This is a genomic window from Marinobacter sp. ES-1 (assembly GCF_000475255.1).
In the GTDB taxonomy this organism is placed as follows: domain Bacteria; phylum Pseudomonadota; class Gammaproteobacteria; order Pseudomonadales; family Oleiphilaceae; genus Marinobacter; species Marinobacter vinifirmus.
Genome location: NZ_AXBV01000064.1, coordinates 1 through 18264 on the forward strand (window position 1 = coordinate 1; position 18264 = coordinate 18264).

At 58.3% G+C, this 18264-nt stretch carries 16 protein-coding genes and 1 riboswitch; of the genes, 5 read left to right on the forward strand and 11 right to left on the reverse strand.

Annotated elements, in window-relative coordinates; all coding sequences use genetic code 11:
* Positions 1–260: 260 nt before the first annotated feature.
* Together Q668_RS17620 and Q668_RS12180 are read left to right on the forward strand one after the other, a co-directional pair.
* Positions 261–386 carry a hypothetical protein gene (locus tag Q668_RS17620; protein WP_022989886.1) on the forward strand — a complete coding sequence of 42 codons (126 nt, stop codon included), beginning with the start codon at positions 261–263 and terminating at the stop codon, positions 384–386.
* 10 nt (positions 387–396) lie between these two features.
* On the forward strand, positions 397–699 hold the full coding sequence (locus tag Q668_RS12180) for a hypothetical protein (RefSeq protein ID WP_022989887.1): 303 nt from the start codon (positions 397–399) through the stop codon (positions 697–699).
* A gap of 32 nt (positions 700–731) precedes the next feature.
* Here Q668_RS12180 and Q668_RS12185 read toward each other — a convergent pair whose 3' ends face one another.
* The 3 genes from Q668_RS12185 to Q668_RS12195 all read right to left on the reverse strand — a co-directional run bounded on the left by Q668_RS12185 (position 732) and on the right by Q668_RS12195 (position 4909).
* Positions 732–1973 (reverse strand): patatin-like phospholipase family protein, encoded by a 1242-nt coding sequence (locus Q668_RS12185; protein WP_022989888.1) that lies wholly within the window; start codon positions 1971–1973, stop codon positions 732–734.
* 87 nt (positions 1974–2060) lie between these two features.
* Positions 2061–4367, reverse strand: a complete 2307-nt coding sequence (gene ptsP / locus Q668_RS12190) for a phosphoenolpyruvate--protein phosphotransferase (protein ID WP_022989889.1) — start codon at positions 4365–4367, stop codon at positions 2061–2063.
* A 29-nt stretch (positions 4368–4396) separates the two neighbouring features.
* Positions 4397–4909 (reverse strand): RNA pyrophosphohydrolase, encoded by a 513-nt coding sequence (locus Q668_RS12195; RefSeq protein WP_022989890.1) that lies wholly within the window; start codon positions 4907–4909, stop codon positions 4397–4399.
* A 171-nt stretch (positions 4910–5080) separates the two neighbouring features.
* On the opposite strand from Q668_RS12195, the gene Q668_RS12200 reads away from it, so the two are divergent.
* Positions 5081–5737, forward strand: a complete 657-nt coding sequence (locus tag Q668_RS12200) for an HAD family hydrolase (RefSeq protein ID WP_022989891.1) — start codon at positions 5081–5083, stop codon at positions 5735–5737.
* A 92-nt stretch (positions 5738–5829) separates the two neighbouring features.
* Here Q668_RS12200 and Q668_RS12205 read toward each other — a convergent pair whose 3' ends face one another.
* Genes Q668_RS12205 through Q668_RS12215 form a run of 3 tightly spaced genes read right to left on the reverse strand, consistent with a single transcriptional unit; the run spans position 5830 to position 8363 of the window.
* Complete coding sequence (locus tag Q668_RS12205) at positions 5830–7026, reverse strand: class I SAM-dependent rRNA methyltransferase (protein WP_022989892.1); 1197 nt, start codon at positions 7024–7026, stop codon at positions 5830–5832.
* A 6-nt stretch (positions 7027–7032) separates the two neighbouring features.
* Positions 7033–7425, reverse strand: a complete 393-nt coding sequence (gene gcvH, locus Q668_RS12210; RefSeq protein ID WP_022989893.1) for a glycine cleavage system protein GcvH — start codon at positions 7423–7425, stop codon at positions 7033–7035.
* Positions 7426–7472: 47 nt separating this feature from the next.
* Complete coding sequence (locus Q668_RS12215) at positions 7473–8363, reverse strand: LysR family transcriptional regulator (RefSeq protein ID WP_022989894.1); 891 nt, start codon at positions 8361–8363, stop codon at positions 7473–7475.
* A gap of 112 nt (positions 8364–8475) precedes the next feature.
* Between Q668_RS12215 and metE the strand changes: the two genes are divergently transcribed.
* A complete protein-coding gene (gene metE / locus Q668_RS12220; RefSeq protein ID WP_022989895.1) occupies positions 8476–10746 on the forward strand; it encodes a 5-methyltetrahydropteroyltriglutamate--homocysteine S-methyltransferase in 2271 nt (756 codons plus the stop codon).
* 83 nt (positions 10747–10829) lie between these two features.
* Here metE and cpdA read toward each other — a convergent pair whose 3' ends face one another.
* The 4 genes from cpdA to thiC all read right to left on the reverse strand — a co-directional run bounded on the left by cpdA (position 10830) and on the right by thiC (position 15178).
* A complete protein-coding gene (gene cpdA / locus Q668_RS12225; protein ID WP_022989896.1) occupies positions 10830–11636 on the reverse strand; it encodes a 3',5'-cyclic-AMP phosphodiesterase in 807 nt (268 codons plus the stop codon).
* Positions 11637–11801: 165 nt separating this feature from the next.
* Positions 11802–12287: a DUF1249 domain-containing protein gene (locus Q668_RS12230; RefSeq protein WP_022989897.1), complete on the reverse strand. Its 486-nt coding sequence runs from the start codon at positions 12285–12287 to the stop codon at positions 11802–11804.
* Positions 12284–12904, reverse strand: a complete 621-nt coding sequence (locus Q668_RS12235; RefSeq protein WP_022989898.1) for an NUDIX domain-containing protein — start codon at positions 12902–12904, stop codon at positions 12284–12286. The genes Q668_RS12230 and Q668_RS12235 overlap by 4 nt, the downstream gene beginning before the upstream one ends.
* A 396-nt stretch (positions 12905–13300) precedes the next feature.
* Positions 13301–15178, reverse strand: coding sequence for a phosphomethylpyrimidine synthase ThiC (gene thiC, locus Q668_RS12240; RefSeq protein WP_036219911.1), 1878 nt, complete (start codon positions 15176–15178; stop codon positions 13301–13303).
* An 80-nt stretch (positions 15179–15258) separates the two neighbouring features.
* Positions 15259–15372: riboswitch (TPP riboswitch) on the reverse strand.
* A gap of 137 nt (positions 15373–15509) precedes the next feature.
* Between thiC and Q668_RS12245 the strand changes: the two genes are divergently transcribed.
* On the forward strand, positions 15510–16871 hold the full coding sequence (locus tag Q668_RS12245) for a TolC family outer membrane protein (RefSeq protein ID WP_022989900.1): 1362 nt from the start codon (positions 15510–15512) through the stop codon (positions 16869–16871).
* Between the two features lie 46 nt (positions 16872–16917).
* Here the strand turns inward: Q668_RS12245 and waaA are convergent, their stop codons facing one another.
* Positions 16918–18171 (reverse strand): lipid IV(A) 3-deoxy-D-manno-octulosonic acid transferase, encoded by a 1254-nt coding sequence (gene waaA / locus Q668_RS12250; RefSeq protein ID WP_022989901.1) that lies wholly within the window; start codon positions 18169–18171, stop codon positions 16918–16920.
* Positions 18172–18264: the final 93 nt, after the last annotated feature.

An 18264-nucleotide genomic window follows, 5' to 3' on the forward strand; every position in this document is an offset into this window, starting at 1 on the left:
GCTTTACGGTGTGTTGGGTAAGCAAAAGGCCGGAGGGAGTTATCCCGTCCGGCCTTTTTTGTGCCAGCTTGCCAGGCAGCCATTCAGAAAGCGGACTTTAAACCGGACATTTAACGCCTAAAAAGCAGCTCTTTCCTGCGACCGACTCACACCAAAGCCTTTATTTATGGGCGCTCACTGTGGCATTGTGGAGCTTTCAAAGCGGAAATTAAACCGGACACTCTCGCTCAAGTGCTATCAGAATATACCAAGGACTGTGTATGACTTCATTTATGGACCTGGCCCCGTTCGTACCGCAGGAAGAGGCGTTGATTAAGTACGAGCTTCTGGACCTTGCCAGCACGCTGAACCGTGAAGCCGCCAAACTGACCCGCCGGCTGGCTTGATCTTGGCGGGATGCAGAAACGCATTCGCAGTTATGTTCAGGCGAGAAATGAAGGCCGGATTCCGGGCGTTGACGGAGCACTGAAACCGGAAGCTTCACAGATTCTGTTCCAGGCCTTCATTCAGGGCGCGCTCGAACGCTCCACCGCACTCGAAATGACCGGAGCTTCCGAAAGCCGTACAGCACGAAGGCTCATCAAGCAGTTGAAAGACGATGGGCTGTTGAGTGAAACCAGCAGTCGATCCCCTCTGAAATGGGAAATCCCGGAACATGCGGAACCTTACTACTTCCCGCAGCTTGCTCCCGGTATCTGACTATCGATCAAAGGACAAAAGAGCCACAGGCCCTACTGGGCCCGGGAAAACAGATGGGTAACGTTACTCAGCCCGCTCGCCAGCTTGCCCTTCTCGGCTTGTTTCTTGCGGCCCTTGGCCACGTACAGCGGTAACAGTTCGCCATACAGGCTGGTGGAGATGGTGCGCTGTTCGTCTTCCAGGCGGTCCCGGCGTAGTTTGATGCCGTATTTCGCCAGTTTTGGCTCCAGTTCATCGGCCCGGCTGAGCAAGTCCCGCCTGGTCATCTGGTAGGCGTGTTCGCACACCATGCGGCGGCTCTGGAAGCTGAATACGTTGGAGAAGAACAGCTTGGCATCGTCCCGGGTGGGTTCGAACAGCAGGATGTCTTTGTCCGGGTAATCCCGGGCGTATTGGGCAATGCCCGACTGCATTCGCGAATAAACCATGGTGCGGAACATCTGGGACAGCAGGTTGGGCATGCCCGAGCGGGTGAGATCGCCCGGCTGCATGGTGCCGGCCCGCACGGCGGCGCTGGCATCGATGGGCACTTGCGGATTAACCGCCAGCACCAGGTCCGCACCATCCTCGAAAGCGACGGATGCATGCAGGCCTTTTCTCAGGGTGCCGTCTACATAGTACCGGCCGTCTACGTCTATCGGCACATACAAGCCTGGAGAGGCTGTGCTGGCCTGTACCGCCCTGGAAATGGGCACGTGGTCAAAGCCCGGCGCTCCGAAACACACGGCTTCGGTGCTTTCTACATCGGCAGCCACCACATACAGCCGGTGCTTCAGTTGCCGGAAGTCGTTCGTACGCCCCAGCATGGTGAACGCCCGGCGCAGGTAATCATGCAGGCCTTCGTTGTCGAACAGCCCGGCAGGCGCGACTTGGGCCAGGATGGTCATGGCTTCCAGCAGGCTCTGGTCGTACGGGTTGTTGACGAAACGGCTGATGGCGGTGGAAATCAGCTTCGGCACGGCCAGCAAGCGGTTACCGTACTCCCGGAGCGCCGGGCGGTAGAACACTTCCGGATGGAAGGGATGCACTTCGGCTTCGTTGCGCACAAAGATCCGGCACAGCTGGGCGGTGGTCACCTGGTTGGCCAGGTTCGCAGCCACAAAGGAGCCGGAGTTCACGCCTACGTAGACATCCACATTGTTGAAGTCGAGGCCGTCCAGCGCTTCATCCAGGGCTCGCAGGGCACCGATTTCATAAATACCGCCCAACGGGCCGCCGCCGCCAAGGGCGAGGCCTATGCGTGGTGCGGATTTAAGCTCGGTCGACTGCTTCATCGGCTGTCCTTCACGGTTACTGCAGCGAATTTACCCTACTAACCTAACAACGGTTTTTAGAGTGCGCACCCTATAACCACCGGAAAATCAGGAAACGGCCTGTTCCGCCAGCGCAACGGGGGAGGACTTCACCGGCCGCAGGTAGCGGCCGAAACCGGCATTTCGGATGGCCAGGTCAACGCAGCTCTTGATCACATGGGGAGAGTCCAGCAGCAATACATCTTCCAGCAACTGGATCGCCCATTCCCGATCGATACTGCGAATAACCGATTTCACCTTGGGCAGGCTGGCTGCGTTCATAGACAGGGAATCGTAGCCCATGGCCATCAGCAACAAGGCACCGCCCGGATCACCGGCCAGCTCGCCACAGATGCCTACCGGTTTGCCAACGGAGTGGGCATCCTGTGCAATCCGTACGAGTGCCTGCAGCACGGCCGGGTGGTAAGAGTGATAAAGCTGGGCCACGCGGGGGTTGTTTCGGTCGACCGCCAGCAGGTACTGTGTGAGGTCGTTGGAACCGACCGACAGGAAGTCCACCCGCTCGGCCAGTTCGCGAATCTGGTAAACCGCAGCCGGCACTTCCACCATCACGCCCACCTTGGGCATGTGGATGTCGTAACCTTCTTCCCGAACCTCGTGGTAGACCCGGTAAATCAGGTGCAGGGATTCTTCCACCTCGGAAATGTTGCTGATCATGGGCAGCATGATCTGCAGATTGTTCAGGCCCTCGCTGGCCTTGAGCATGGCCCGCACCTGTACCAGGAATATTTCCGGGTGGTCCAGGGTAACCCGGATGCCACGCCAGCCCAGGAACGGGTTTTCTTCCTGGATGGGGAAATAGGTCAGGGCCTTGTCGCCGCCAATGTCCAGGGTACGCATGGTAACCGGGTTGGGGGCGAAGGCTTCCAACTGCTCCCGATAGTATTCCCGCTGCTCCTGCTCGGAGGGGAAGCGATCCTTGATCATAAACGGCACTTCGGTGCGGTACAGGCCAATACCTTCGGCGCCATGGGAGAGTGACCGCAATACATCGGTCATCAGGCCGGTATTCACCAGCAACGCGACCCGGTGGCCGTCGGTGGTTTCACAGGGTTTGTCCCGCAGGGCTTCCAGGCCGCGAATCAGCTCGTTTTCTTCATCGCAAATAGCCTGGTAGAAGGCCCGCAGATCCGCTGAGGGCGAGGCGAAAATCTGCCCTTCGAAACCGTCGACAATCAGTTCCCTGCCATCCAGCTGGTTCACCGGGATGTCCACCAGGCCCATCACCGTGGGCACCCCCATGGCCCGGGCCAGGATGGCCACGTGGGAGTTACTGGAGCCCTTTACGGATACCAGCCCCACAAGCTGGCCTTTAGGTACTTCTCCGAGCATGGCCGGAGTGATTTCGTCACTGACCAGTATCGTATGCTCCGGATATTCCAGGTGCTTTTGCTCACCTTCCTGCAAATGTGACAGCAGGCGGCGACCGAGATCCCGGATATCCACCACCCGCTCCTGCAGGTAGTGGTCGTCCATCATTTCAAAATGCCGGATGTACTGCTGAACCACCTGTTTGAGAGCGCCCTGAGCCCAGATGCCTTCGCGGATCTTGTTGACCACCTCGCCGGGCAGTGCTTCATCGCTGAGCATGCGCAGATACACATCGAACAGTGCCTGTTCTTCCGGGCGCAGCTGGGACGCGAGCCGGTTCGCTACCCGTTCGATGTCTTCACGCACCGCCTGCACAGCAGACTGGAACAGCGCCAGTTCCTGCTCGATCTCCTCGGTAGGCTTCTCGGGCACCAGGTCCAGGTCTGCCGCGGGATAAACCACCACGCCGGTGCCAATGGCCACGCCCGGAGCGCCGGGCACGCCGTTGAAGCTGACGTCCTGGGTTTCTTCACCGGTAAGCGACAGGCCGCTGATCGCGCCCGTGGCTTCACTGTGCGCAATCACCCCGGCCAGTTGGGCTGATACGGTAACCAGGAATGCTTCTTCCCCTTCATCAAAGCACCGGGAGCTTTCCCGCTGCTGGACGACCAGCACGCCAAGTACGCGGCGGTGGTGGATAATGGGCACACCGAGGAAGGAACGGAATCGTTCCTCACCGGTTTCAGGAAAGTAGCGGTAGCGCGGATGGGAAGGCGCATCTTCGAGGTTAATGGGTTCTTCACGGGAACCCACCAGGCCAACAAGACCTTCGGAATAGGCCAGGCTGACCTTGCCCACAGAATCTTTGTACAGGCCTTCTGTGGCCATCAGGATGTAACGGTTGGAGGCCGGGTCCAGCAGGTAAACGGAGCAGACCTCGGTGTTCATGGCTTTCTGCACCCGCGATACGATGATCTCCAGCGCCTCGTTCAGATCGCGGGCGCTGTTCACCTCTTGTACTAGACTTCGCAGGATGCTCAGCATGGAGTCAGTCCGTCATTTCTGATGTTCCTTCAACGCCGGTTCTGCTCACTCCGATGCCACTGTTCCATGTTATGGAACAGTCTGGGAGCCAGTTCTCTCAGCGCACGTCTGTATACTTCTCTCTTGAATGAGACCACCTGCCCCAACGGATACCAGTAGCTTACCCACTGCCAGCCGTCGAACTCCGGTGAATCCGTGCCATCCACGCGTACATGCGCGTCTGGCGATAACATCCTCAGCAGGAACCATTTCTGTTTTTGCCCCACACAAACGGGGTGCGAGTTGTGGCGTACCATCCTTCGCGGAAGACGGTATCGAAGCCAGCCCCGGGTGCAGCTGATGATTTCCACATCGCTGGCACTGAGGCCGATTTCCTCTCCAAGCTCCCGATACAGCGCGTCTTCCGGTGATTCATTGTGCTTGATACCACCCTGCGGAAACTGCCAGGAGTCCTGCCCTATTCGCCTTGCCCAGAGAACTTCTCCCCTGTGGTTGGCCAGAATGATTCCGACATTGGGTCTGAAACCGTCTGAGTCGATCACGGCACAGTCCTCGTTAAAGTCGGCTGCCGGTTAATTTGTAACCGGCGGAAATTGTCCAAGTTGCTCTCATTCTTACAGAATCCCAAGGGTTCGGCAAACGGAGCCGTTGGCGGCAGGTCATGCTAGACTGTGCGCCTTGCTACGAAGCCTGTAAAGATGGGAGGAAACGGCTTGACGCTCGCAATTTTTGATCTGGACAACACCCTGCTCAATGGTGACAGCGACCACGCATGGGGTGAGTTTCTGGTGGAAGAAGGCATGGTGGATGCCGAAGAGTACAAGCGGGCCAATGACCGCTTTTATGAGGAATACCTGAACGGCGAGCTGGACGTTTTCCACTATCAGCGCTTTGTACTGGCACCGTTAACCCGGCACAGCATGGATGAGCTGGAAAGCTGGCGTGAAGCCTTTATGGCCAAGAAAGTTCAGCCGATGATGCAAGACAAGGCCGCGAAACTGCTGGCAGAGCACCGCGAGCAGGGTCATACGCTGATGATCATCACCGCCACTAACCGATTTATTACCGAACCGATTGCCGAGTTACTGGGCGTAGACCACCTGATTGCTACGGAACCGGAGCTGGTAAACGGCAAGTTCACCGGCGAAGTGGCAGGTACGCCGAGCTTTCAGGAAGGCAAGGTGGTGCGGCTGAATGACTGGCTGGCCGCCCATAACGAGAGCCTGGACGGAGCCTGGTTCTACAGTGACTCCCACAACGACTTGCCGCTGTTGCGGAAGGTGGAGAATCCGGTGGCGGTGGACCCGGACCCGACGCTGGAGAAGACGGCTATCGAGAATGGCTGGGCGGTGATGTCGCTGCGGGGGTAAGGCTTGATGCACCAACCCTGACGGATACAAAGGGGTCTGACCCTACGGGTCAGACCCCACCCTTCTCTACCGCCTTTCTCCCCTGGCGGCGATCACAAAAACCCGGTAAGAGAGCGCACAAAGCACGACTTGATATAGTCGGTCTCCGGAATCCCCGGCACGATCGGATGATCAGGCGCCTGGTGGCCCTGCTCCAGCAGCTGCACAAACCTGTCGATCTTGCGCCCGCTGCCCCGGATAATGTCGATCAGCTTTTCCTGGGACAAATGCATGGAACAAGATGCGGATACCAGCAAGCCATCACGCTCCAGCAAGCGCAGTCCGAGCTGGTTCAGCCTGGCATAGGCCTGTTCACCCGCTTTCTGATCCCGGCGGCGGGGAATCAGTGCGGGCGGGTCCAGCACTACGATGTCGAACTTTTCTTTCTCGTCTGCCAGGGCTTTCAGGGCGTCGAAGGCATCGCCTTCGATGGTGTCCACATTCTCCAGCCCGTTCAGTTTGGCATTGTGATGCACCGCATCCACTGCCGATGAAGACGCGTCTACACAGGTCACCTGGGATGCACCCGCACAAGCCGCTTGAATACCCCAACCACCCACGTAGCTGAACACATCCAGCACTTTCTTGCCGGGCGCATAGGCCTGAAGGCGCTGGCGGTTCATGCGGTGGTCGTAGAACCAGCCGGTTTTCTGGCCGCCAGCCAATGGCACTTCAAAGCGGGCGCCGTTTTCTTCTACCAGCACGGTGTCAGCTTCCGGGCCATGGGCAAATTCCACATAGGTGTCCAGCCCCTCCACCTTGCGCATCTTGCCATCGTTTTTCAGTACGATGATGCGGGCATGGGCCAGGCGCTGAACGGCTCGCACGATGGCGTCTTTCATCTGCTCCATGCCGGCGGTGGAGATTTGCACCACTACTACGTCGTCAAACCGGTCCACCACCAGGCCAGACAGGCCATCGCTGTCGCCGAACACCCAGCGATAAAAAGGCTTATCAAACAAACGTTCCCGAAGGCTCAACGCCGCCTCCATCCGGTCCGTCAACCGCTTCGGCGTCATGCCGTGGTCCGCATCCCGGCTGATCAGCCGGCCGCAAATCAACGCATGAGGATTAACGAAAGCGATACCCATGGGCTTGTCATTCGAAGCACGCACCTGCACCTGTGAGCCGGGTTCAAACCCTGGCAGCGGGCTACGCTGGGTGTCCACCTCATTGCTGTAAACCCACAAGTGGCCGGCACGGAGACGGCGTTCTGCGCCCTTGCGCAGGTAGAGAACGGGAAAGTCCATCAATGATTATTCCTCAGCGGCCACGTGTTCTGCGTACGCAGCAGCATCCATCAGGCCGTCCAGCTCGCCTTCATCGGCCAGCTTCACCTTGAACATCCAGCCATCGCCATATGGGTCTTCATTGACGATTTCCGGCTCGTCTTCGAGCTTTTCATTAATTTCGATAACCTCACCGGTCACCGGGCTGAATACATCAGACGCTGACTTAACGGACTCTGCCACACCGGCCTCCTCACCACCGTTTACAGTCACGCCCAGTTCGGGCACGCCGATGTAGACCACGTCGCCCAGTTGCTCCTGGGCGAAGTCGGTGATGCCCACGGTAGCTGTGCCATCGGCATCTACCCGCACCCATTGATGAGTTTCGATGTATTTCAGATCTGCAGGAATGTCGCTCATGATTCGTGTGTCCTGTTGAAATTTTCCGCGCAGTTTAACCGAAGAGATTAGTTCCAGCGAATGCTCCGGGCCAGCTTCACGAACGCGTTCAGGTAATCCACGGCTTCGTCGCGCTCCCGGAAGCCCAGAAAGATCTGTTTAGGCATGCCCTGCTGGCCCAACTTCAGGGCTTTAATGGGCAGGTTGAGGGCGTATTCATCCACCAACCAGCGGGGCAGTGCACTCACGCCTCGCCCTGCGGCTACCATCTGCAACATGATGTCGGTAGTTTCGATGGTTTTGTGCCGGGCCGGGCCAGTGTGAGCGGGCAGAAAGAACCGGGTAAAAATGTCCAGGCGCTCGACCGCAACCGGGTAGGTAATCAGGGTTTCCTGCTCAAGTTGATAGGGCTCTACCCAGTGCTCGCCCGCCAGCGGATGGGTTTCGGGGACGACCAGTACCTGCTCATAATCGAACACCGGCTCGAAACAAACGCCAGGCTTGTGCAGCGGGTCGGGGGTCACCAGCAGGTCGATGTCATGGCCGAATAACGCGCCCATACCACCGAACTGGAATTCCTGCTTTACATCCACATCGACATCCGGCCATTGCTGCAGGTAGGGGCCGACAACCTTCAACAGCCATTGGTAACAGGGATGGCATTCCATACCCACCCGCAAACTACCCCGCTGCCCTTTGGCAATCTGGCGGATCTGCATTTCTGCATGTTCAAACTGTGGCAGCAGCCTATTCGCCAGCCCCAGCAGCTGATTGCCGGCCTGGGTAAAACGCAACTGCCTGCCTTCCCGAAGCCAGACGGGCGTGCCCAGCTGCTGTTCCAGCTTGCGCATGGCATGGGATAACGCCGACTGGGTGAGGTGCAGCTGTTCAGCTGCCGCGGTTAACGAACCCTGGCGCTCTACCGCGCGCAGAATCTCAAGGTGATATCGTTCGATCATACCCATCCGTGAATAACGCTCATGATTTATTGAAATAATACCATTTTTATTCATGAAAGAAGCCCCTTAACCTTGGCTCCTGATTCAACACACAGGATTCAAGGATTCGATCATGGCAATTACACACAACCTCGGATTTCCCCGCATCGGCAGTCAGCGGGAGCTGAAATTTGCACTGGAAAGTTACTGGGCTGGCCGGCAGACCGAACAGGAACTGGCCATCACGGCCACGGAACTGCGCCGGCGCCACTGGCAGCAACAAGCAAAGCTGGATTTTGTACCCGTGGGAGATTTTTCCCTGTACGACCAGGTGCTGGACATGTCCGTTACCCTGGGCAACCTGCCGGCAAGGGTCGCAGACAAGCAGGGCTCGGAGCTGGATGCCTATTTCCGTGCTGCCCGGGGCCGGGGTGCCAGCGACAGCCCCTGCTGCGCCACTGCGGCGGGCGAGATGACCAAGTGGTTCGACACCAACTATCACTACATTGTGCCGGAGTTTACCGCCGACACCCGCTTTCAACTGAACCCTGAGCGACTGCTGGCCCAACTGGCCGAAGCGCAGGCACAGGGCGTTAAGGCCAAACCCATCATCATCGGGCCAGTGACCTACCTCTGGCTGGGTAAAACCTCCGATGGCAGCAACCGGCTGGACTTGCTGGAACACCTGCTGCCGGCGTATTCGCAACTGCTGGAAGCCCTGGCCGATGCCGGCGCTGACTGGGTACAGATTGATGAACCGGCCCTGGTGACCGACCTGGACGCCAACTGGCGCTATGCCTTCAATCTGGCCTATCACCAGCTCAAGGCCAATCGCCCGAAACTGCTGCTGGCCACCTACTTCGGAGAACTCCGGGACAACCTGCAACTGGCCTGCGAACTGCCGGTAGCCGGCCTGCACATTGATGCCGTGAGCGCACCGGCAGAAGTCAGCCGGGTGGCGGACTGGCTGCCGAGCCACAAGATTCTCTCGCTGGGCGTGATCAATGGCCGCAACATCTGGAAATCCGACCTGAACAATATTCTGGACTGGCTCGAACCACTGAACGAAAAGCTGGGCGAGCGCCTGTGGCTGGCGCCCTCCTGTTCACTGCTGCACGTGCCGGTCGACCTGGCCCCTGAGCAGGAGCTGGATACCGAAATCCGTAGCTGGCTGGCCTTTGCAGTGCAGAAACTCGATGAGCTGCAAACGCTTGCAAAAGCACTTAACGAAGGTCGCACCGCCGTGCGCAGCGAACTGGCTGAAAACCGTATCGCCATCGAAAGCCGTCGCAGATCCAGCCGGGTAACCAACCCTACCGTTCAAAAAGCCGTTGCTGCGGTAACGCCAGAGCTGGGTAATCGCCAAAGCCCCTACCCCCAGCGAATCGCCAAACAACGGCAAATTCTTAGCCTGCCGGCATTCCCGACCACCACCATTGGCTCCTTCCCGCAAACCCCGGAAATCCGCCAGGCCCGCCTGCAGTTCCGCAAAGGCGAGCTGAGCGGCACCCAATACACCGAGCAAATGCAGGCAGAGATCGCCCGTTGCATCAAAGAGCAGGAAAAACTGGGGCTGGATGTGTTGGTGCACGGCGAACCCGAGCGCAACGACATGGTGGAATACTTCGGTGAACAGCTGGATGGCTATGCCTTTACCCGCTTCGGCTGGGTACAGTCCTATGGCTCCCGCTGCGTGAAACCGCCCATTCTGTTTGGCGACATTCGCCGGCCCAGGGCAATGACTGTGGACTGGATCCGCTACGCCCAGTCTCTCACCGACAAGCCGGTGAAAGGTATGCTGACCGGCCCGGTGACCATTCTGAACTGGTCCTTCGTGCGGGACGATCAGCCAAGAAAAGACTCCTGTCTGCAACTGGCCCTGGCCATTCGCGAGGAAGTCCAGGACCTGGAGAAAGCCGGCGTGAATATCATCCAGATCGACGAAGCCGCCCTGCGCGAAGGCCTGCCGTTGCGGCAGTCAGACTGGGCAAACTACCTGGACTGGGCCATCAACAGCTTCCGCATCGCTGCCAATGGCGTGGAAGACGGCACCCAGATCCACACCCATATGTGCTATTCGGAGTTCAACGACATCATCGAAGCCATCGCCCGCATGGATGCCGATGTGATCACCATTGAAACCTCGCGGTCAGATATGGAACTGCTGGATGCCTTCCGGAACTTTGAATACCCGAACGATATCGGGCCGGGCGTGTACGACATCCACTCCCCGAACATTCCGGACAAGGAACACATCATCAACCTGATGACCCTGGCGGCGGAGCGCATCCCGGCAGAGCGGCTGTGGATTAACCCGGATTGCGGATTGAAAACCCGCAAGTGGGAGGAAGTGACGCCGGCGCTGGAGACAATGGTGGCGGCTGCGCAAGCACTGCGGGCCTGACACTCGCGCACAGTTTTGTCCCTATATGTTACAAACCGGCGTGCAGGTCAGCCATTGGGAATATATAGGGACATCTTGATCGGCTAGTAGCCGGCGCTACCTTCATCCAGGTTGAACCGGAACTGCTCTGCGCGGCAGACTTTTGTGGTGATGTTGCCGGAAGGATCGAGCTCAAACCAACGGTAGCCCGGGGCTAACGGTTCTACCGCAAAATCAGTGGAACCTCGCGCAAACTGAATACAGGTCGACGGAGAGGCCATTAGCTGCACGCCTTTGCGCTGCTGCTGAAGCTCCTGATGAATGTGCCCCCAGAGCACGCATCTGACGTTGGTGTGCCGGTCGATCACCTGCCAGAAAGCCTCACGGTTTTTGAGGCCTATCTGGTTCATCCAGTCCGAGCCGATATCAATCGGGTGATGGTGCAGGCAAACCATGGTGGGCAAGCCCGAGTGTTCCGACAGGGTTTGATCCAGGAACGCCAATTCGTCCGCCGAAAGTTCTCCATGCACTTTCCCGTGTACGGAGGAATCCAGCATAACGAAGTGCCAGCCCCCCAGCACAAACTGCCGGCGCCGGGCGTCGAACTCATCCGCAACGGCGTACATGGTGGCTGAGTCATCGTGATTGCCGGCAATCCATGCAGACGGGCACTGGAAAACCTCCAGTTTCTGCCCGAAATAATGGTAGGAAGCCACGGAAGCATCCTGGCTGATATCGCCGGTGGCCAGCACCAGGTCCGGCTGGCCATGGCTGCGCAGAGCCTCTTCAATGACGGCCGACAGGCTTTCGCGGGTGTTCACCCCCAGCAGGGCACCATTTTCCCGTGCCATCAGGTGCGGGTCTGTCAGCTGTAAGACTTTTAGCGGGCGGGCAGATTGGTGGTCAGACATTCAGGACCTATTCTGTTCGGGGCAAACGGTTGAAGTTACAACGAGTGTACGATGGCCGGGTTCCTTTTGATTAATGTGAAATCGTAGATTGTTCACATTCTGGCCCGCAGACACAAAATTTTTGCAGTTTTTGACAACTTCACCACAGGCAGAGTGAGATGCTGTCTAGTCGATCCCCTCACCCGCCGACCAGACGGCCTTCTCCATGGGCAGGTGCCCGAAGCGCAAACAGTAATCCAGCCAGTCGGCCAGGAAACCATTCACCTGAACCTTTTCATCGGGGTGATGCATAAAACGGTTCGGGTAATCGTTCACCGGCGCGATCTGGCGCTGCCGGTGGCAACTGATGACTTCCGCCATCATTGCATCGTGGTAGACCCGCACGGTCATCTGTGGATTATTCAGCCAGCGGCCGCTGTTGTGGACCTGCTCCAGCAACAGGGTTTCGGTGAACTTTGCCGTTTGCAGCACTTCAATCCGCACTCGCCCCAGGTACTGGTTCTCCCGGTGCAATTCAAACTCGCACACCGGCTTGCCATCGGATTCCAGCTGCCGCAGCTTGCGGAGCCGCTGATAGTTGCCATCACACAACGCTCCCAGCTGGCGCAAATCCGGTACATAGGACTTGGGACGCTTCACCCACTCAGTCATGCCAACCACTCCCGGCGCAGCCTGTCGCGGTTCAGCTGTAGCCACTGGATAGCAATGATCGCAGCGGCATTGTTAATGCGGCCATCGGCAATCATGGCGAAGCACTCGCCGGCGCTGACCACGTGGCTGAGAATGTCTTCGTGTTCATGCTCCACACCGAAAATACCGCCGGCTTCGGCAGTACTGACCCGGCCACAGTACAGGTGGATCATCTCGGTGGTGCCGCCCGGGGAAACCAGGTAATCACAGATCTTGTCCAGCCGGCTGAAACTCAGGCCGGCTTCTTCCTGCCCTTCCCTCTGCGCCACGTCTTCCGGGCTTTCGCCCTCTTCGTTCATTCCGGCTACGAGCTCCAGCAACCAGGGGGATTGGTTGCGGCCCAGGGCCCCGAGGCGGAATTGTTCCAGCAGTACGACTTCATCCCTTTGCGGGTCGTAGGGGAGCACGCAGGTGGCGTCGCCGCGGATGAAGAGTTCGCGGGTGAAGGTGGGCATGTCGCGGCCGTCAAAGCGCGGGTGGGTCAGCCAGAGTTTGTCCATGCGGAAGAAGCCCTGGAAGACGGTTTCGCGTTTTTCGATTTTGACGTCGCTGGCATTGAACTGGAACGGTTTCGGCATTCGTGTTTCCGGTTTGGTGTTCGGCTTGGAACGATAGCCTTTGGGATTGCTTGGGTGCAAGTGTCTTACGACTGGTGTAATCATTTGGCCTTGGCCCCAGACTTCCATGCTTGGTGACCGGCAGCCCTTGGGACAGGCCCGCTCCGTTTCCTGTGCAAAACGTTGTCTGCCAAACCAGGTTCAATTGGTGCATCGTCGCACAGCATGAGCATCACATTCAGATGCGATCACTGCCAAGCTGGATTGAGTAGGTCGGGCGTCTCTGTCCAGAAATTTGTGGAGCCATGGATGGCGGAACAGAAGCGCCCACGGATGGCCCGAGCGTTTTCTGGACAGAGACGCCCGACCTGCTCATAACTCCAGAGTTATCAGGCCAGGAGCGGGCAAACTGAAGAGTCAGACTTTGTCGTAAAGCTTTGAGCCAGACTCAACAAACTCCCGAGACTTGGCCTCCATGCCGGCGTCAATTGCCGAAACTTCGTCAATGCCCTGCTCTGCTGCGTAATCCCGCACTTCCTGCGAGATTTTCATGGAACAGAACTTCGGCCCGCACATGGAGCAGAAGTGGGCCACTTTGGCGGATTCCTTGGGCAGGGTTTCGTCGTGGTAGGCGCGGGCGGTGTCCGGGTCCAGGCCGAGGTTGAACTGGTCTTCCCAGCGGAACTCGAAGCGGGCCTTGGACAGCGCGTTGTCGCGGATCTGGGCGCCTGGGTGGCCTTTGGCGAGATCGGCAGCGTGGGCGGCGATTTTGTAGGTGATGATGCCGGTTTTCACGTCGTCTTTATTGGGCAGGCCCAGATGCTCTTTCGGGGTGACGTAGCAAAGCATGGCGCAGCCATACCAGCCGATCATCGCCGCGCCGATGCCGGAGGTGATGTGGTCGTAGCCCGGGGCAATATCCGTGGTCAGCGGGCCAAGGGTGTAGAACGGCGCTTCGTCGCAGCATTCCAGCTGCTTATCCATGTTTTCTTTGATCAGGTGCATGGGCACGTGGCCAGGGCCTTCGATCATGCACTGAACATCGTGCTTCCAGGCGATCTTGGTGAGCTCTCCCAAAGTTTCCAGTTCGCCAAATTGTGCCGCATCGTTGGCATCTGCAATGGAACCCGGGCGCAGGCCGTCACCGAGGCTGAAGGAGACGTCGTAGGCCTTCATGATTTCGCAGATGTCTTCAAAGTGCTCATACAAGAAGCTTTCCTTGTGGTGCGCCAGGCACCACTTGGCCATGATGGAGCCACCGCGAGAGACGATGCCGGTGGTGCGTTTGGCGGTGAGTGGCACGTGGTGCAAACGAACACCCGCGTGGATGGTGAAGTAATCCACGCCTTGCTCGGCTTGTTCGATCAGGGTGTCCCGGAAGATTTCCCAGGTCAGGTCTTCGGCCACACCGCCGACTTTTTCCAGGGCCTGGTAGATTGGCACCGTGCCGATGGGAACCGGGGAGTTGCGGATGATCCACTCGCGGGTTTCGTGGATGTTCTTGCCGGTGGACAGGTCCATCACCGTGTCGGAACCCCAGCGGATACCCCAGGTCAGTTTTTCTACTTCGTCTTCGATGGACGAGGTCACCGCCGAGTTGCCGATGTTGCCGTTGATTTTCACCAGGAAGTTGCGACCGATGATCATCGGCTCGGTTTCCGGATGGTTGATGTTGGCGGGAATAATCGCACGGCCCCGGGCCACTTCATCCCGAACAAACTCGGGGGTGATCTCCGGCGGCAGGTTGGCACCGAAGGACTGGCCGGGGTGCTGGTCCGCCAGCAAGCCGTTGGCCCGGGCCTCCTGCAGCTTCATATTTTCCCGAATGGCAACGTATTCCATCTCCGGCGTAATGATGCCCTGGCGAGCATAGTGCATCTGGGATACGTTTCTTCCGGGCTTGGCGCGCAGTGGCTTGCGCTCGTCCATAAACCGCAGGGGGTCAAGCTGAGGGTCTTTCATGCGACGACGGGTGAATTCGGAGGTGTAGCCGTCCAGTTGCTGTACATCGCCCCGCTCGGCAATCCAGGCAGCGCGAACCGGCGGCAAGCCCTTGCGCAGATCAATGGTGGCTTCCGGGTCTGTGTAGGGCCCAGAGGTATCGTATACCACCACGGGCGGGTTCTTTTCGCCGCCCATTTCGGTGGGGGTGTCGCCCACGGTAATTTCCCGCATTGGCACCCGTAGATCAGGTCGGCTACCCTGCACGTATATTTTTCGTGAGCTTGGTAATGGTTTGATTGCTGCGGAGTCTACTTTTGCGGAGTCGCTGAGGTATGCTAGTAAGTCCGTCATGATCTGCTCCCGGATGGTCTTGTGGTATCGGGTCGCGTATGACGGAGTTGCGACAAATTGCCCTACAGGCTTAGTGTCGCGGTTCATCTGGTCTTAATCCCTACGCCGGTATTATCCGGATCAGGTCGCGGGTTCTGCGTTGCAATCTCAGCCGACTGCCGATTTCCGGCAGATCAGCACCCCGTCAAGACGCGATTCTGAATTCGTTTGTCCACAAAATACGTGGACTTAGCAAGTCTAGAGACGGGAACGATTATTGTCCATAATGGTCAACCAATACCTTTGGGTCATTGCCGGGCAGATTCCCGGAGTCAGTATTTCAGGAGAACCAATGAAAAAACGTTTACTTCCAGGATTGATCACCCTGCTCGCAGCCCAGCCTGCGCTTGCTCTGGATCTGATGGAAACCTACGAGAAAGCCCTGTCTTACGACTCCGGCATTGCCTCTGCCATGGCACAGTTCCAGGCCCAGCAGGCCGCCAGTGATGTAAGCAAGAGTTCTTTGTTGCCGCAGATTGGTGCGTTTGCCGAGGGCAACCATATCGACTTTGATGCCAAGAATGGCCCGGGTGACAGCTATAAGTCGCTTGAGTATGGCGTGCGCCTGACCCAGCCCATTTTCCGTTCAGACAGCTGGTTCCGCTACGACGCCAGCCAGTTCCAGACCGAAGCCGCCCAGGCCCAGTACAACCTGGCCCAGCAGCAGCTCATTCTGGATGTAGCCACTGCTTACTTTAACGTGCTACGGGCCCAGGATACCGTGACAACCGCCCGCGCTACCGAAGCCGCCATCCAGCGCCAGTACGAACAGGCCCAGGAGCGTTTCGACGTAGGCCTGATTGCGATTACCGAAGTATACGAGGCCCGCGCCAGCTACGACGACAGCAAGAGCCAGCGCATCGCCGCCGAGAACCAGCTGAACGTGGCGCGCGAACAATTGGCCCGGTTGACCGGTGAATACGCGGAAGACCTGGAAAACCTGCGGGAGAACTTCCCGTTGGGCCGTCCGGAGCCGATGAACCCGAATGACTGGGAAACCACTGCTCTGGAGCAGAACTGGGCAATCCAGGCGGCCATGTCACAACTGAACGCCAGCGAAGCTAACCTTAAAGTAGCCAAGTCCGGCCACATGCCAACCCTGGACCTGGTAGCCTCTTACGGCGAGTCAGAACTGGACGGTGCCAAGTCAAACCAGCAAGAAGGTACGCAAGGCGTCATCGGCCTGCAGCTGAACGTTCCCCTGTACATGGGCGGTGGCACTGAAGCCGGCGTGCGCCAACAGCGTTCCCTGGTAACCGTGGCCGAGCAGGACCTGAACACTACACGCCGGGATGTACAGGTGAACACCCGCAGCCTGTTCCTGACCGTGAACAACAACGTGGAGACAGCCTCTGCCCTTGAGCAGACCATCATCTCCCGCCGCAGTGCACTGGATGCAACCCGCGCCGGCTATGATGTAGGTACCCGGAACATTGTGGAAGTGCTGGATGCAGAACGAGCGTACTACGTGGCCCTGCGGGATTACGCCAACGCCCGCTATGACTACGTGATCAACACCCTGCAACTGAAGCAGGCGGCAGGCACCCTGAGCCCGCAGGACCTGATTGATCTGAACAACTGGCTCAGCGAAGGCGCCCGGGGCATTGAAGCCCTGGCCGAAGAAGGAAAAACACTGGACGACCCGATGCAGTAAGCGGGCTAACCGTGCAAAATTCCGGGTGCCCGTGCGGCGCCCGGAATTACAACCGTTCCGTAATACCCTCCACGACCTTATCCAGCGCACCCCGGTTCTTGTTGACTACCGCCAGAGCCCGCTCACCGTATGCCTTCAGCGCCTCCGGATCGTCCACCAGTGAACAGATCGCCCGCGCCAGCTCATCCGCATTTTCGACCAACTGGACCCCCTGATCATCCAGTAAGCGCTGATAAATTGTCTCGAAATTAAACACATGAGTGCCGGAGAATACCGGAATGCCCCAGGCCGCAGGCTCCAGCGGATTGTGCCCTCCCCGCTCGATCAGTGAGCCGCCCACGAAGGCGAGGTCACTGGCTCCGTAAAGCATCATCAGCTCTCCCATGGTGTCTCCAAGATACACCTCCGCACCAGCGGGAGATGCTCCTGTTGACCGGCGAACCACGGAAAAGCCCTCGCCTTGAGTCATCTCAGCTACCGAATCAAACCGCTCCGGATGCCGGGGCACAATGATGAGTAAGGCATCGGCGTGCTGAGCCAGAATCTGGCGATGAGCCGCCAGCAATTGCTCGTCTTCTCCGGTGTGGGTGCTGCCGGCAATCCAAACGGGGCGCTCACCCAGGGATTTTCGGAAGCTGACAGAGGCCGCACGGACATCATCAGGAATATCCGCATCGAATTTTACGCTGCCGGTGACCTCAACATTACCCGGAGCCACTCCGATGCGGCGAAACCGCTCTGCGTCTTTTTCGGCTTGCGCAGCCACCCAGCTGATGCTTTTGATAATAGGTGCTGCCACGCCCCGAACCCGTTCATACCCCCGGGCAGATCGTTCAGACAGACGGGCATTGATCAGAAAAACAGGCACATGACGGTGTCGGCACTGGCGGATCATATTGGGCCAGATTTCCGTTTCCATGATCACCAGGATGCGGGGGTTAACCCGATTCAGGAAGCGCCGAATAGCCCCGGGCGTGTCGTAAGGGGCGTAGGCATAGGCTACCCTGTCACCAAACATCTTCCGGGCCTGGGCCAGCCCGGTATCAGTCATGGCAGTCATCAGGATGGTCGCACCCAGGTTACGGGCCAGCAGGCGCCGGACCATGGGGCCGGCAGCAATGGTTTCACCCACGGAAACTGCGTGAACCCAGATAACCGGCCCGTGCATCTCGGGCACCAGTCCCAGCCGGTGCTGCCAGTTCTGCCTCAAGGCCGGCGCCTTGCGGCCCTGCCACCAGAGCCGGACAAGGATAAACGGCAGGGCGAGCCGGATCAGCAGGGAATAGATAAACTGGAACACGCAGGACTCCCGGCAAAACAGTGCGTTATCATAGGGATAAATTTGCTGTGGACGGGCATCTTGCCCCCCGGTAAAACGTTTGTCGATGCAGGA

Coding starts and splice junctions, on each gene's coding strand:
- Q668_RS17620 (WP_022989886.1), top strand. CDS start 261: ATGACTTCATTTATGGACCTGGCCCCGTTCGTACCGCAGGAAGAGGCG.
- Q668_RS12180 (WP_022989887.1), top strand. CDS start 397: ATGCAGAAACGCATTCGCAGTTATGTTCAGGCGAGAAATGAAGGCCGG.
- Q668_RS12185 (WP_022989888.1), bottom strand. CDS start 1,973: ATGAAGCAGTCGACCGAGCTTAAATCCGCACCACGCATAGGCCTCGCC.
- ptsP (WP_022989889.1), bottom strand. CDS start 4,367: ATGCTGAGCATCCTGCGAAGTCTAGTACAAGAGGTGAACAGCGCCCGC.
- Q668_RS12205 (WP_022989892.1), bottom strand. CDS start 7,026: ATGGACTTTCCCGTTCTCTACCTGCGCAAGGGCGCAGAACGCCGTCTC.
- gcvH (WP_022989893.1), bottom strand. CDS start 7,425: ATGAGCGACATTCCTGCAGATCTGAAATACATCGAAACTCATCAATGG.
- Q668_RS12215 (WP_022989894.1), bottom strand. CDS start 8,363: ATGATCGAACGATATCACCTTGAGATTCTGCGCGCGGTAGAGCGCCAG.
- metE (WP_022989895.1), top strand. CDS start 8,476: ATGGCAATTACACACAACCTCGGATTTCCCCGCATCGGCAGTCAGCGG.
- cpdA (WP_022989896.1), bottom strand. CDS start 11,636: ATGTCTGACCACCAATCTGCCCGCCCGCTAAAAGTCTTACAGCTGACA.
- Q668_RS12230 (WP_022989897.1), bottom strand. CDS start 12,287: ATGACTGAGTGGGTGAAGCGTCCCAAGTCCTATGTACCGGATTTGCGC.
- Q668_RS12235 (WP_022989898.1), bottom strand. CDS start 12,904: ATGCCGAAACCGTTCCAGTTCAATGCCAGCGACGTCAAAATCGAAAAA.
- thiC (WP_036219911.1), bottom strand. CDS start 15,178: ATGACGGACTTACTAGCATACCTCAGCGACTCCGCAAAAGTAGACTCC.
- Q668_RS12245 (WP_022989900.1), top strand. CDS start 15,510: ATGAAAAAACGTTTACTTCCAGGATTGATCACCCTGCTCGCAGCCCAG.